This window comes from Streptomyces sp. NPDC002845 (assembly GCF_053591955.1).
Genome location: NZ_JBSFUU010000008.1, coordinates 131,020 through 143,608, shown reverse-complemented (window position 1 = coordinate 143,608; position 12,589 = coordinate 131,020). Strand labels below are relative to the sequence as shown.

The 12,589-nt window shown below is 69.3% G+C and carries 14 protein-coding genes; 9 read left to right on the top strand and 5 right to left on the bottom strand.

What is annotated here, in order from left to right; genetic code table 11:
* Positions 1-3: 3 nt before the first annotated feature.
* Positions 4-756 carry a nucleotidyltransferase domain-containing protein gene (locus tag ACWD3C_RS08195; protein ID WP_451141354.1) on the top strand — a complete coding sequence of 251 codons (753 nt, stop codon included), beginning with the start codon at positions 4-6 and terminating at the stop codon, positions 754-756.
* Position 757: 1 nt separating this feature from the next.
* On the opposite strand, the gene ACWD3C_RS08190 is transcribed toward ACWD3C_RS08195, so the two are convergent.
* The 4 genes from ACWD3C_RS08190 to ACWD3C_RS08175 form a co-directional block, all read right to left on the bottom strand.
* Positions 758-1,750, bottom strand: a complete 993-nt coding sequence (locus ACWD3C_RS08190) for a COX15/CtaA family protein (protein ID WP_451141432.1) — start codon at positions 1,748-1,750, stop codon at positions 758-760.
* An 87-nt stretch (positions 1,751-1,837) separates the two neighbouring features.
* Positions 1,838-2,605, bottom strand: coding sequence for an ABC transporter permease (locus ACWD3C_RS08185; RefSeq protein ID WP_451141352.1), 768 nt, complete (start codon positions 2,603-2,605; stop codon positions 1,838-1,840).
* Positions 2,602-3,525, bottom strand: coding sequence for an ABC transporter ATP-binding protein (locus ACWD3C_RS08180; protein WP_451141350.1), 924 nt, complete (start codon positions 3,523-3,525; stop codon positions 2,602-2,604). The genes ACWD3C_RS08185 and ACWD3C_RS08180 overlap by 4 nt, the downstream gene beginning before the upstream one ends.
* Before the next feature lie 10 nt (positions 3,526-3,535).
* Positions 3,536-4,381 carry an aminoglycoside N(3)-acetyltransferase gene (locus ACWD3C_RS08175; RefSeq protein WP_451141348.1) on the bottom strand — a complete coding sequence of 282 codons (846 nt, stop codon included), beginning with the start codon at positions 4,379-4,381 and terminating at the stop codon, positions 3,536-3,538.
* Between the two features lie 161 nt (positions 4,382-4,542).
* Here ACWD3C_RS08175 and ACWD3C_RS08170 point away from each other — a divergent pair, with 161 nt between their 5' ends.
* The 8 genes from ACWD3C_RS08170 to ACWD3C_RS08135 all read left to right on the top strand — a co-directional run bounded on the left by ACWD3C_RS08170 (position 4,543) and on the right by ACWD3C_RS08135 (position 11,206).
* A complete protein-coding gene (locus ACWD3C_RS08170; protein ID WP_451141346.1) occupies positions 4,543-5,316 on the top strand; it encodes a helix-turn-helix transcriptional regulator in 774 nt (257 codons plus the stop codon).
* Positions 5,313-6,734: a Fe-S cluster assembly protein SufB gene (sufB, locus tag ACWD3C_RS08165; protein ID WP_451141344.1), complete on the top strand. Its 1,422-nt coding sequence runs from the start codon at positions 5,313-5,315 to the stop codon at positions 6,732-6,734. The genes ACWD3C_RS08170 and sufB overlap by 4 nt, the downstream gene beginning before the upstream one ends.
* An 87-nt stretch (positions 6,735-6,821) precedes the next feature.
* Complete coding sequence (sufD, locus tag ACWD3C_RS08160) at positions 6,822-8,039, top strand: Fe-S cluster assembly protein SufD (protein WP_451141342.1); 1,218 nt, start codon at positions 6,822-6,824, stop codon at positions 8,037-8,039.
* Positions 8,039-8,359, top strand: coding sequence for a non-heme iron oxygenase ferredoxin subunit (locus ACWD3C_RS08155; RefSeq protein ID WP_451141340.1), 321 nt, complete (start codon positions 8,039-8,041; stop codon positions 8,357-8,359). The genes sufD and ACWD3C_RS08155 overlap by 1 nt, the downstream gene beginning before the upstream one ends.
* Positions 8,360-8,366: 7 nt before the next feature.
* Positions 8,367-9,131 (top strand): Fe-S cluster assembly ATPase SufC, encoded by a 765-nt coding sequence (gene sufC, locus ACWD3C_RS08150; protein ID WP_451141338.1) that lies wholly within the window; start codon positions 8,367-8,369, stop codon positions 9,129-9,131.
* Positions 9,128-10,384, top strand: a complete 1,257-nt coding sequence (locus tag ACWD3C_RS08145) for a cysteine desulfurase (RefSeq protein WP_451141335.1) — start codon at positions 9,128-9,130, stop codon at positions 10,382-10,384. The genes sufC and ACWD3C_RS08145 overlap by 4 nt, the downstream gene beginning before the upstream one ends.
* A 13-nt stretch (positions 10,385-10,397) precedes the next feature.
* Positions 10,398-10,877 (top strand): Fe-S cluster assembly sulfur transfer protein SufU, encoded by a 480-nt coding sequence (gene sufU / locus ACWD3C_RS08140; RefSeq protein WP_451141333.1) that lies wholly within the window; start codon positions 10,398-10,400, stop codon positions 10,875-10,877.
* A complete protein-coding gene (locus ACWD3C_RS08135) occupies positions 10,874-11,206 on the top strand; it encodes a metal-sulfur cluster assembly factor (RefSeq protein WP_451141331.1) in 333 nt (110 codons plus the stop codon). The genes sufU and ACWD3C_RS08135 overlap by 4 nt, the downstream gene beginning before the upstream one ends.
* Positions 11,207-11,337: 131 nt before the next feature.
* Here the strand turns inward: ACWD3C_RS08135 and ACWD3C_RS08130 are convergent, their stop codons facing one another.
* Positions 11,338-12,138 (bottom strand): AbfB domain-containing protein, encoded by an 801-nt coding sequence (locus ACWD3C_RS08130; RefSeq protein ID WP_451141329.1) that lies wholly within the window; start codon positions 12,136-12,138, stop codon positions 11,338-11,340.
* Positions 12,139-12,589: the final 451 nt, after the last annotated feature.

The following is a 12,589-nucleotide window of genomic DNA, read 5'->3' as shown; positions in this document are numbered from 1 at the left end:
CACATGACCGACAGAGACACGACCGACGCATTGCTCGACCGCTTCCTCGCCGAACTGCGGGACCTCGCTCCCGTCGCTGTATGGGCCCATGGATCACTGGCCGGGGGCGACTACCAGGAGGGCCGCAGCGACCTGGACCTGATCGCGGTCCTGGACGACCCGATCACGGCGAGGACGGTCTGGCGGGTGGCCCGGCTGCACGCCCGCCTGCGTGCCGAACCGCTTGTCGACAAGCTGCACTGCGCCTACCTGACACCCGGCACGGCGGCAGGCGCGGAGCGACGGCACCTCATCCGGAGACACCAGCACCTGGTCAAGTTCCCCGTCACCCCGGTGACGCGGCGCGAACTGCACACTTTCGGGCTGGTCCTGCACGGCGAGTCGCCCCAGGGCCTGCTGCCGCCCGTCCCGGACGGTGAGCTCGCCGAGTTCGTGGTGCGCGACCAGCGGGACTTCTGGCGGCGGGAGGTCGACCGGGTCGGCAACTGGACGCGGGACGTCTGGGTGGACATGGGGCTCGTCACGTACGCCCGTGCCGCGGTCACCCTGAACGAGGGGCGGCTGATCACCAAGAGGGAGGCCCTCGACCTGCTGCCCGGCCTCGGCGCGCCCGTGGAGGTGGTCGAGGACGTCAGGCGGCGACGGTACAACGGCCCCGGGCCGGCGCCGAACGAGCGGTGGACGGCTCGCAGGGCCGAGCTGACCAGGGCCTACCTCGCCCCGGCGATCGATGCCCTGGTACGGGCCCACACGTGACTCACGCGCGCGTGGCCACCGGTGTCTCCGCCGCCGGACCCGGCAGGTCCACCCCGGCCTCCGGACGCTCCCGCAGGGAGAGCAGCACCCGGAGCGTGAAGATCCACACCAGGCAGGAGCCGAGCATGTGCGTGCCGACCAGGACCTCGGGGAGGTCGGTGAAGTACTGCACATATCCGACGAAGCCCTGCGCGAGCAGGATCAGGATCAGGTCGCGGGTCTGAGCGAGAGGGAGCCTGGGGGCGTCGACCGCCTTGAGGACGATCCACAGGGCGAAGGCCAGCGTCACCACGACCCAGGCGAGGGCGGCGTGCAGCTTGGTGACGTTCTCCCAGTCCAGCGGCATGCGCTCGATGTCGCTGGAGTCGCCCGCGTGCGGACCCGCGCCGGTGACCACCGTGCCGACCGCGATCAGCAGCACGGTGGCGCCGACCAGCACCCACACCAGTTGCCGCACGGCCTTGCCGACCAGCGGACGCGGCTCCCCGTCGCCCTCGCGCGTGCGCTGCCACATGACCGTGGCGACCGCGATGAGGGCCGAGGAGAGCAGGAAGTGGGCCGCGACCGTGTACGGGTTGAGGCCGACCAGGACCACGATGCCGCCGAGGACCGCGTTGCCCATGACGACCCAGAACTGCGCCCAGCCGAGCCGGGTGAGGCTCCGCCGGTACGGCTTCTGCGAGCGCGCGGCGATGATCGCCCAGCCGACGGCCGCGCACAGTACGTACGTCAGCATGCGGTTGCCGAACTCGATGACGCCGTGGATGCCCATCTCGCTGGTGTTGGTGAGCGAGTCCTCGGTGCACTTGGGCCAGGTCGGGCAGCCGAGCCCGGAACCGGTCAGCCGGACGGCACCGCCGGTGACCACGATGACCACCGACATGACGAGCGCGGCGAGGGCGGCCCGCTGAACCGTCCGGGGGTCCGGGGTCCAGCGTGCGGCGATGAAGGCGAGGGGGCTGCGCACGGCGGCTGCGGCGTCGGCGCGGGTCACGTTTGGCACGGGCCCATGGTAGGCGTGGGGCTTGTGCACGTTTTCACGAGGGTGCCCTCGAAAAACGTGCGGGTCACCGAGCCCGCATCACTCCCACCGGAAGAACCGCGCCGCCGCCCCCAGCCCCAGCACCGCCCACACGGCCAGGACCCCGAGGTTCCCCCACGGCATCCCGGCCCCGTGCTGGAGCACGTCCCGCAGCCCGTCCGACAGCGCCGCGATCGGCAGCAGCCCCAGCGCGCTCTGGGCCGCGTCCGGGAACTTGTCCAGCGGCACGACGACCCCGCCGCCGACCAGGAGCAGCAGGAAGACCAGGTTCGCGGCGGCGAGGGTCGCCTCCGCCTTGAGCGTGCCCGCCATCAGCAGGCCGAGGCCCGAGAAGGCGGCCGTGCCGAGGATCAGGAGCAGGAGTACGGCGAAGGGGTTGCCCTGCGGGGACCAGCCCAGCGCGAAGGCGATCACCGTGAGGAGGGCGATCTGAAGGACCTCCGTGACCAGCACGGCCAGCGTCTTCGCGGTCATCAGGCCCCAGCGGGGGAGCGGCGAGGAGGCCAGGCGCTTGAGGACGCCGTAGCGGCGTTCGAAGCCGGTGGCGATGGCCTGGCCGGTGAAGGCTGTGGACATCACCGCGAGGGCGAGGATGCCGGGGGCGAGGAAGTCCACGGCTTCGCCGGATCCCGTGTCGACGATGTCCACCGAGCTGAACAGGACCAGCAGCAGCGTCGGGATCACGACCGTCAGGAGCAGCTGCTCGCCGTTGCGGAGCAGCATCTTCGTCTCCAGCACCGCCTGCGCCGCGATCATGCGGGGCAGCGGGGCGGCGCCCGGCTTCGGCGCGTACGTACCGGCGCTCATGAGCGCAGCTCCTTGCCGGTCAGCTCCAGGAAGACATCCTCCAGGGTGTGCCGCTCCACCGAGATCCTGTCCGGCATCACCCCGTGCTGGGCGCACCAGGACGTGACGGTCGCGAGGAGCTGGGGGTCGACCTTGCCGCTGACCCGGTACACGCCCGGTGTCAGTTCGGCGGCGGCGCTGTCCGCGGGGAGCGCCTTGAGCAGGGAGCCCACGTCGAGACCGGGGCGGCCGGTGAAGCGCAGGGTGTTCTCGGCGCCGCCGCGGCACAGGTCCTCGGGGGAGCCCTGGGCGATGACCCGGCCGGCGTCGATGATCGCGACGTCGTCGGCGAGTTGCTCGGCCTCGTCCATGTAGTGGGTCGTGAGGATGACGGAGACGCCGTCGGCGCGCAGGTCGCGTACGAGTTCCCAGGTCGCCCGGCGGGCCTGGGGGTCCAGTCCGGCGGTGGGCTCGTCGAGGAAGACCAGCTCCGGCCGGCCGACCACGGCCATGGCCAGCGCCAGGCGCTGCTGCTGGCCGCCGGAGAGCCGCCGGTAGGTCGTGCGGCCGCAACCGGCGAGGCCCAGGCGCTCGATCAGCGCGTCCACGTCCAGCGGGTGCGCGTGCAGCCCGGCCACGTGGCGCAGCATCTCGTCGGCGCGGGCACCCGAGTAGACGCCGCCGGACTGGAGCATCACGCCGACGCGGGGGCGCAGGTCGCGGCCCTGTCGGACGGGGTCGAGGCCCAGGACGCGGACCGTGCCCGAGTCCGGCCTGCGGTACCCCTCGCAGGTCTCCACCGTGGTCGTCTTGCCCGCGCCGTTGGGGCCCAGTACGGCGGTGACGCCCGCCCCGGCCACCAGATCGAGGCCGTCGACCGCGGTCTTGTCTCCGTACCGTTTCACCAGGGCCCGGACCTGTACCACGGGGTCACTTCGCATGGGCCAGAGTCTAGGTAGGCGACCGGGTGCCGAGGTGGGCGGGGGCGGAGATCTCTCCCTCGGTCTCCTCCTCGCGGGGTCGGTGCATCGCCAGCCAGCGCCCGGCGTACGCCACCGCGTCCGCGACGTGGAACAGGCGCGCGTCCGCCGCGCCCACCCTGCCGCGTACCACCGGGTTGTCCCGCTCGAAGTCGTGGCCCAGTTCGTCGAACCGGTCCGAGGAGATCGACACCTCGGTCACCACCTCCCAGCCGTCCGGGCCCGGCCGCCCCACCTCGACCAGCGGTGACGCGATCCGGTACTCGGCCAGGTGGAAGCTCGTGCACGCGTCCCAGCCCGCGCCGAGCAGGAGCACCCGGGCGTCCATCGCCTCCAGGCGGGCCAGCGGGCTGCGCTCGCCGAGACGGCAGTCGAGTGCGTGGCCGTCGACGACCGCCGCCGCGCGCGGGCCGATCGCGGCGAAGGACGTCTGCGGGTGCGCGCTGCGCAGGGCGCCCGGCCAGGTGCGTACGGTCTCGGGGACCACGCCGACCCCGCGCGTCGGCGTGACCCGCGGGTCGTACGCGGGCATCGACGCGCGGATGTCCTCCCACCACTCCTCGGGCACCGGCGGATTGGCCCACAGCGCCGGATCGGAGAGTTCGCCGGACTGCGTGGGCACCACCAGCGTCCCGTGCGGGCCGAGCGCGTCGAGCAGTCCCTGAACGACCGCGACGGCCCCTCCGCACACCCAGCCGAGGGAGCTGAGGGAGGAGTGGACGAGGAGGGCCTCGCCGGGGTCCACACCCAGGGAGCGCAGCTCCGCGGCGAGGGTGCTCCGGGTGACGAGTGGGCCGGTCGGAGGGGGTGTCGACATGGTTCGGAAGTCTCCCGGAGCGGCTCGCGCGGCGCCACCGATTTGATCGATCGATGATCGTTTCCGCAGGTCGGATTAGGTATGCCTAAGTGATGCACGGCACCGCCCGGTGATCCGGACGCGGCTTGCCTGCCTCTGAGGAATTACGCAACAATGGCGTTGTGAAAAACGTCGGCGAGGCTCAGGAGACTCCCGTGGGGGCCCCTCACGAGGAGCTGGCGACCGGTGAGCGTTCGACGCGCAACCGGGTCGCGCGGTCCGTCCTGGACCACGGCCCGTCGACCGTCGCCGAACTCGCCGGACGGCTCGGGCTCACCCAGGCGGCCGTACGGCGGCACCTCGACGCGCTCGCCGCCGACGATGTGGTCGAGGCCCGTGAGCAGCGGGTCTACGGCGCGCGTACGCGCGGTCGGCCCGCCAAGGTGTTCGCCCTGACGGACTGCGGACGGGACGCCTTCGACCAGTCCTACGACAAGCTCGCCATGGACGCCCTGCGCTGGATCGCCGAGCGCGAGGGCGGGGACGAGGCGGTCGCCGCCTTCGCCCGCGCCCGGATCGCCGCCCAGGCGGTCGCGTACCGGAAGGCCGTCGAGGCGGCCACCCCCGACCAGAAGACCGAAGCCCTGGCCAAGGCCCTGAGCGTGGACGGGTACGCTGCTACGGCGCGCAGCGCGCCGCACCCCCACGAGGGTGAGCAGCTCTGCCAGCACCACTGCCCGGTCGCCCATGTCGCCGAGCAGTTCCCGCAGCTGTGCGAGGCGGAGACGGAGTTCTTCGCCGAGCTCCTCGGAACGCACGTCCAGCGGCTCGCCACCATCGCGCACGGCGACGGTGTCTGCACGACGTTCATCCCCGGGACGTCGAAGACCTCCAAGATTTCCAAGTCGATTTCCCACAACGCATCTGCAAGCACGGCCGGGAGGAACCCCGCATGACTCTCCCCACGGAGACTGCTCACCCCGAACTCGAGGGCCTGGGCAAGTACGAATACGGCTGGGCCGACTCCGACACGGCCGGCGCCTCTGCCAAGCGCGGCATCAACGAGGACGTCGTCCGCGACATCTCCGAGAAGAAGAGCGAGCCGGAGTGGATGACCAAGCTCCGCCTCAAGGGCCTGCGCCTGTTCGAGAAGAAGCCCATGCCGAACTGGGGCTCGGACCTGTCGGGCATCGACTTCGACAACATCAAGTACTTCGTACGCTCCACGGAGAAGCAGGCGGAGTCCTGGGAGGACCTGCCCGAGGACATCAAGAACACGTACGACAAGCTCGGCATCCCGGAGGCGGAGAAGCAGCGCCTCGTCGCCGGTGTCGCCGCCCAGTACGAGTCGGAGGTCGTCTACCACCAGATCCGCGAGGACCTGGAGGAGCAGGGCGTCATCTTCCTCGACACCGACACGGCCCTGAAGGAGCACCCGGAGCTCTTCAAGGAGTACTTCGGGACCGTCATCCCGGTCGGCGACAACAAGTTCGCGTCGCTGAACAGCGCCGTGTGGTCGGGCGGCTCCTTCATCTACGTGCCGCCGGGCGTGCACGTCGAGATCCCGCTCCAGGCCTACTTCCGCATCAACACGGAGAACATGGGCCAGTTCGAGCGGACCCTGATCATCGTCGACGAGGGTGCCTATGTGCACTACGTCGAGGGCTGCACCGCCCCGATCTACAAGTCGGACTCGCTGCACAGCGCCGTGGTCGAGATCATCGTCAAGAAGAACGCCCGCTGCCGCTACACGACCATCCAGAACTGGTCGAACAACGTCTACAACCTGGTCACCAAGCGCGCCGTCGCCTACGAGGGCGCGACCATGGAGTGGATCGACGGCAACATCGGCTCCAAGGTGACGATGAAGTACCCGGCCGTCTACCTGATGGGCGAGCACGCCAAGGGCGAGACCCTCTCCATCGCCTTCGCGGGCGAGGGGCAGCACCAGGACGCCGGTTCCAAGATGGTCCACATGGCGCCGAACACGTCCTCCAACATCGTGTCGAAGTCCGTGGCGCGTGGTGGCGGCCGTACCTCCTACCGCGGTCTGGTCGAGATCGGCGAGGGCGCCGCGGGCTCGAAGTCCAACGTGCTCTGTGACGCGCTGCTCGTCGACACCATCTCCCGCTCGGACACGTACCCCTACGTGGACGTACGCGAGGACGACGTCTCCATGGGCCACGAGGCCACCGTCTCCAAGGTCTCCGAGGACCAGCTCTTCTACCTGATGAGCCGCGGTCTGAGCGAGTTCGAGGCGATGGCCATGATCGTGCGCGGCTTCGTCGAGCCCATCGCGAAGGAGCTGCCCATGGAGTACGCACTTGAGCTCAACCGGCTGATCGAGCTGCAGATGGAAGGCGCGGTCGGCTGACCGGCCGTCCGTCCCAGCACCCGGCGGCCCGCCCTTTCCCGGCGGGCCGAGGACCGCAACACGTAGGAAGAGAGCAGACCGACAGCCATGGCTGAGGCTCAGAACTCCCCCACCCTCGAATCCGCTCGGGCGGGGGGACCCCCACCGCTGGGATCCACCACCGCCGGCCAGATCGCGGTGGCCGCCGAGTCGACCGTCGCCACGCGCATGAGCGCGCCCCCGTCCTTCGACGTGGCGGACTTCCCGGTCCCGCACGGCCGCGAGGAGGAGTGGCGGTTCACCCCGCTGGAGCGGCTGCGCGGGCTGCACGACGGCACCGCCACCGCCACCGGCACCGGCGTGAAGGTGGACGTCCAGGCCCCCGAGGGCGTCATCGTCGAGACCGTCGGCCGCGACGACGCGCGCCTCGGCAGGGCGGGCACCCCCGTGGACCGCGTCGCCGCCCAGGCGTACTCGGCGTTCGAGAAGGCCGGCGTGGTCACCGTCCCCAAGGAGACGGTGCTCACCGAGCCGATCCGTGTCGCCGTGCACGGCGAGGGCGGGGTCGCGTACGGCCACCAGGTCATCGAACTGGGCGCCTTCGCCGAGGCCGTCGTCGTCATCGACCACACCGGTGACGCGGTACTCGCCGCCAACGTCGACTACCTCCTGGGCGACGGGGCCAAGCTGACCGTCGTCTCCGTCCAGGACTGGGACGAGAAGGCCGTCCACGTCGCCCAGCACAACGCGCTGGTCGGCCGCGACGCCTCCTTCAAGTCCGTGGTCGTCACCTTCGGCGGCGACCTCGTACGCCTGCACCCGCGCGTCCGGTACGCCGGCCCCGGCGGCGAGGCCGAGCTCTTCGGGCTCTACTTCACCGACGCCGGCCAGCACCAGGAGCACCGCCTCCTGGTCGACCACAACACCCCGCACTGCAAGTCGAACGTCGCCTACAAGGGCGCGCTCCAGGGCGACGACGCGCACGCGGTGTGGATCGGCGACGTGCTGATCGAGGCCAAGGCCGAGGGCACGGACACGTACGAGATGAACCGGAACCTGGTCCTCACCGACGGCGCCCGCGTCGACTCGGTGCCGAACCTGGAGATCGAGACCGGCGAGATCGTCGGCGCCGGTCACGCGAGCGCCACCGGCCGTTTCGACGACGAGCAGCTCTTCTACCTGATGGCCCGCGGCATCCCGGCCGACGAGGCCCGCCGTCTGGTGGTCCGCGGCTTCTTCGCCGAACTGGTCCAGCAGATCGGCGTCGACGACATCGAGGAGCGCCTGCTCGTGAAGATCGACGAGGAGCTGGAGGCGTCGGTCTGATGGCCGCTTTCGTACGCGCCTGTGGGCTGAGCGAGCTGGAGGAGGACACCCCGAAGCGGGTGGAACTCGACGGCACGCCCGTCTCGGTCGTCCGTACCGAGGGGGAGGTGTTCGCGATCCACGACATCTGCTCGCACGCGAACGTCTCGCTCTCCGAGGGCGAGGTGGAGGACGGCCAGATCGAGTGCTGGCTGCACGGTTCCTGCTTCGACCTCCGCACCGGCAAGCCGTCCGGCCTTCCCGCGACGCGCCCCGTCCCCGTATACCCCGTAAAGATCGAAGGGGACGACGTGCTCGTCTCCCTCACCCAGGAGTCCTGAGGCACCCATGGCAACGCTTGAAATCCGAGACCTGCACGTCACCGTCGAGGTCGAGAACGGCACGAAGGAAATCCTCAAGGGTGTCGACCTCACCGTGAAGCAGGGCGAGACGCACGCCATCATGGGCCCGAACGGCTCCGGCAAGTCGACCCTCGCCTACTCCCTCGCGGGTCACCCGAAGTACACGATCACCGGCGGCACCGTCACCCTCGACGGCGAGGACGTCCTGGAGATGTCCGTCGACGAGCGCGCCCGCGCGGGTCTCTTCCTCGCCATGCAGTACCCGGTCGAGGTCCCCGGCGTCTCGGTCTCCAACTTCCTCCGTACGTCCGCCACCGCGATCCGTGGCGAGGCCCCCAAGCTGCGCACCTGGGTGAAGGAGGTCAAGGAGACCATGGAGCGTCTCAACATGGACCCCGCCTTCGCCGAGCGCAACGTCAACGAGGGCTTCTCCGGCGGTGAGAAGAAGCGCCACGAGATCCTCCAGCTGGAGCTGCTCAAGCCGAAGATCGCGATCCTCGACGAGACCGACTCCGGTCTGGACGTCGACGCCCTGCGGGTCGTGTCGGAGGGTGTGAACCGCGTCCGTGAGACGGGCGAGGTCGGCACCTTGCTGATCACGCACTACACGCGCATCCTGCGCTACATCAAGCCCGACCACGTCCACGTGTTCGCGGGCGGCCGTATCGCCGAGTCCGGCGGCCCGGAGCTCGCGGACAAGCTGGAGAACGAGGGCTACGAGGCATACACGAAGGGTGGCGTATCAGCGTGACACAGCTGCCGGGCCTCCTCGACACCGAGGCGATCCGCAAGGACTTCCCCATCCTGGACCGCCAGGTCCACGACGGTCAGAAGCTCGTGTACCTGGACAACGCGGCCACCAGCCAGAAACCGCGCCAGGTGCTGGACGCCCTGAACGAGTACTACGAGCGCTACAACGCCAACGTCCACCGCGGTGTGCATGTGCTCGCCGAGGAGGCCACGGCGCTGTACGAGGGCGCCCGTGACAAGGTCGCGGAGTTCATCAACGCGCCCAGCCGCGACGAGGTGATCTTCACCAAGAACGCCTCCGAGTCGCTCAACCTCGTGGCCAACATGCTCGGCTGGGCCGACGAGCCCTACCGGGTGGACCACGAGACCGAGATCGTCATCACGGAGATGGAGCACCACTCCAACATCGTCCCCTGGCAGCTGCTGGCGCAGCGCACGGGCGCGAAGCTGAAGTGGTTCGGCCTGACCGACGACGGCCGCCTGGACCTGTCCAACATCGACGAGATCATCACGGAGAAGACGAAGATCGTCTCCTTCGTACTGGTGTCGAACATCCTGGGCACGCTGAACCCGGTCGAGGCGATAGTGCGCCGGGCGCAGGAGGTCGGCGCCCTGGTCTGTATCGACGCCTCGCAGGCCGCGCCGCACATGCCGCTGGACGTACAGGCCCTGCAGGCCGACTTCGTGGCCTTCACCGGCCACAAGATGTGCGGCCCGACCGGCATCGGTGTCCTCTGGGGCCGCCAGGAGCTGCTGGAGGACCTGCCTCCGTTCCTGGGCGGCGGTGAGATGATCGAGACGGTGTCGATGCACTCGTCGACGTACGCCCCGGCGCCGCACAAGTTCGAGGCGGGCACCCCGCCGATCGCGCAGGCGGTCGGCATGGGCGCGGCGATCGACTACCTGAGCTCGATCGGCATGGACAAGATCCTCGCCCATGAGCACGCGCTCACCGAGTACGCGGTGAAGCGGCTGACAGAGGTCCCGGACCTGCGGATCATCGGCCCGACCACGGCCGAGGACCGGGGCGCGGCGATCTCCTTCACTCTCGGCGACATCCACCCGCACGACGTGGGCCAGGTCCTCGACGAGCAGGGCATCGCGGTCCGGGTCGGTCACCACTGCGCACGGCCGGTCTGCCTGAGGTACGGAATTCCTGCGACCACGCGAGCGTCGTTCTATCTGTACTCCACGCCGACCGAGATCGACGCGCTGGTCGACGGCCTGGAGCACGTACGGAACTTCTTCGGCTGAGGGGCTGCAGGTCGTGAAGCTTGATTCGATGTACCAGGACGTCATCCTGGACCACTACAAGAACCCGCACGGGCGGGGCTTGCGGGACGGCGACGCCGAGGTGCACCACGTCAACCCGACGTGCGGCGACGAGATCACGCTGCGCGTGAAGTACGACGGCACGACGATCAGCGACGTGTCGTACGAGGGCCAGGGCTGCTCGATCAGCCAGGCGAGCGCCTCCGTACTGAACGAGCTGCTCGTCGGCAAGGACCTGGCCGACGCGCAGAAGATCCAGGAGACCTTCCTGGAGCTGATGCAGTCCAAGGGCCGGATCGAGCCGGACGACGCGATGGAGGAGGTGCTGGAGGACGCGGTCGCGTTCGCCGGCGTCTCCAAGTACCCGGCGCGGGTGAAGTGCGCCCTGTTGAGCTGGATGGCGTGGAAGGACGCGACGGCCCAGGTGCTGGGCGGAGCGGACACCGGAGCCGACGCCGAAAGGAAGACGGCATGACTGAGACCGTGGAGATGAAGCCGGCCTCGGAGGAGGAACTCCGTGAGGCGCTGATGGACGTCGTCGACCCCGAGCTGGGCATCGACGTCGTCAACCTCGGCCTCATCTACGGCATCCACGTCGACGACGCGAACATCGCGACCGTCGACATGACCCTGACGTCCGCGGCCTGTCCGCTCACCGATGTCATCGAGGACCAGGCCAAGTCCGCCACGGACGGCCTCGTCAACGAACTGCGCATCAACTGGGTCTGGATGCCGCCGTGGGGCCCGGACAAGATCACGGACGACGGGCGCGAGCAGCTGCGGGCGCTCGGGTTCAACGTCTGAGGTTCGAGCGTCTGACCTTCGAACGTCCGAAGTTCGAGCGTCTGACCTTCGCGCATATGTGACTGTGGCCCCCGGCAGTATGCCGGGGGCCACAGTTGTCTCCTGGGCTCAGCTCCACTGTTTCCCCGGGTTCAGTCAAACCCCTTCACCAGCCGGAACGCCGCGTCCGCCCAGTAGACGTAGTTGTTCTCGACCGGACCGAGGCGCAGCTCGAAGTTCTTGTGGCGCAGGAAATAGCCCGGGTAATTGACCGACTCCAGCATCACGGCACCGGAGTGGAAGGACTGCCGTGCGCAGAAGGTGGCGTCCTGCTTGAAGAGCGCCGAGCCGTCGTTGCGGTCGGCGCGGAGCCGGAAGCTCTCGTGGCGCAGAAAGCTGCCGTCCTTCATGACGAAGGAGTGGCAGGAGGAGTCGGCGAGGCCGGGGACGACCTTGAAGGTGGAGTCCTCCCTGGTCTCGCTCCCGCTGCGGGAACTCACCTGGTCGAGCCGGATGGCGCCGCGACTCAGGTGCCAGTAACGGTCGGGGTAATTGACCGACTGGACGGACTTCCACGGGTCCGAGGGTTTTTCGGCGGGCGGCTTGGAGGCCGACGGCTTGCTGGCGGACGCCGAGGGCTCGGAGGCCGGCGTCGGCTTGACACCGCCCTGCTGGGTGGACGAGCCGCCGGAACCTTCCGAGTTCCCAGAGTTCCCCGAGTTCCGCGTGGGGCTGGGGGAGGGCTGGGGAGAGGACAGGCCGCTCTTCCCGCTGGGAGGCGTCGGAGGCAGGGAGACAGCGGGGACGACCGGCCGGTCGGCGGATGTGGTCTGCCCCGTACGCCGCTCGGAGTCGTCAGACGACTGTTCTTGTAAAACGATGGCGGCCACGCTCGTGACCAGGACTCCTACGGCAAGCCCACCGGCCAGCCAGAGTCTTCGTGTGCCGGGCACCCGGGAATCATCCGGCGTTTCGCCGGTTTCCCACACTTTCGGAGGCGCGCTCCAAGCGGGCGGAGCGGGCCGGGCCGGAGTAGATCCGGGCTTCTCTTCTGGCATGCGCGGTTCCCTCAGCGTCGCCAAAGGCGAACGCGAATTCGTCATTCGGCACAGGAGGAATCAACGTCACAGACACACGCGGAACGGCTGTGGCCGCGGAAGCCGGGTGTGTTGACCGTTGAAACAGTAGTGGAACCAGTGGTCTCCGAGCAGCTCTTTCCCGACGCGGTTTGGTTGCGAATTCAGTGCTTCGGCGGCCGAGTTGAGGCTTTGGGCCGGATTCACGTCCTTTTCGATCGGCGTCCGGGACGCGATGGCTCACCCCGGGCCGGAAGCGCCAACCCGTGGGTGGGCGGGTGGCCCTTCCTCCCCGGCGGGTACGTCCGCACCGGCCGCCGCCCCGGGC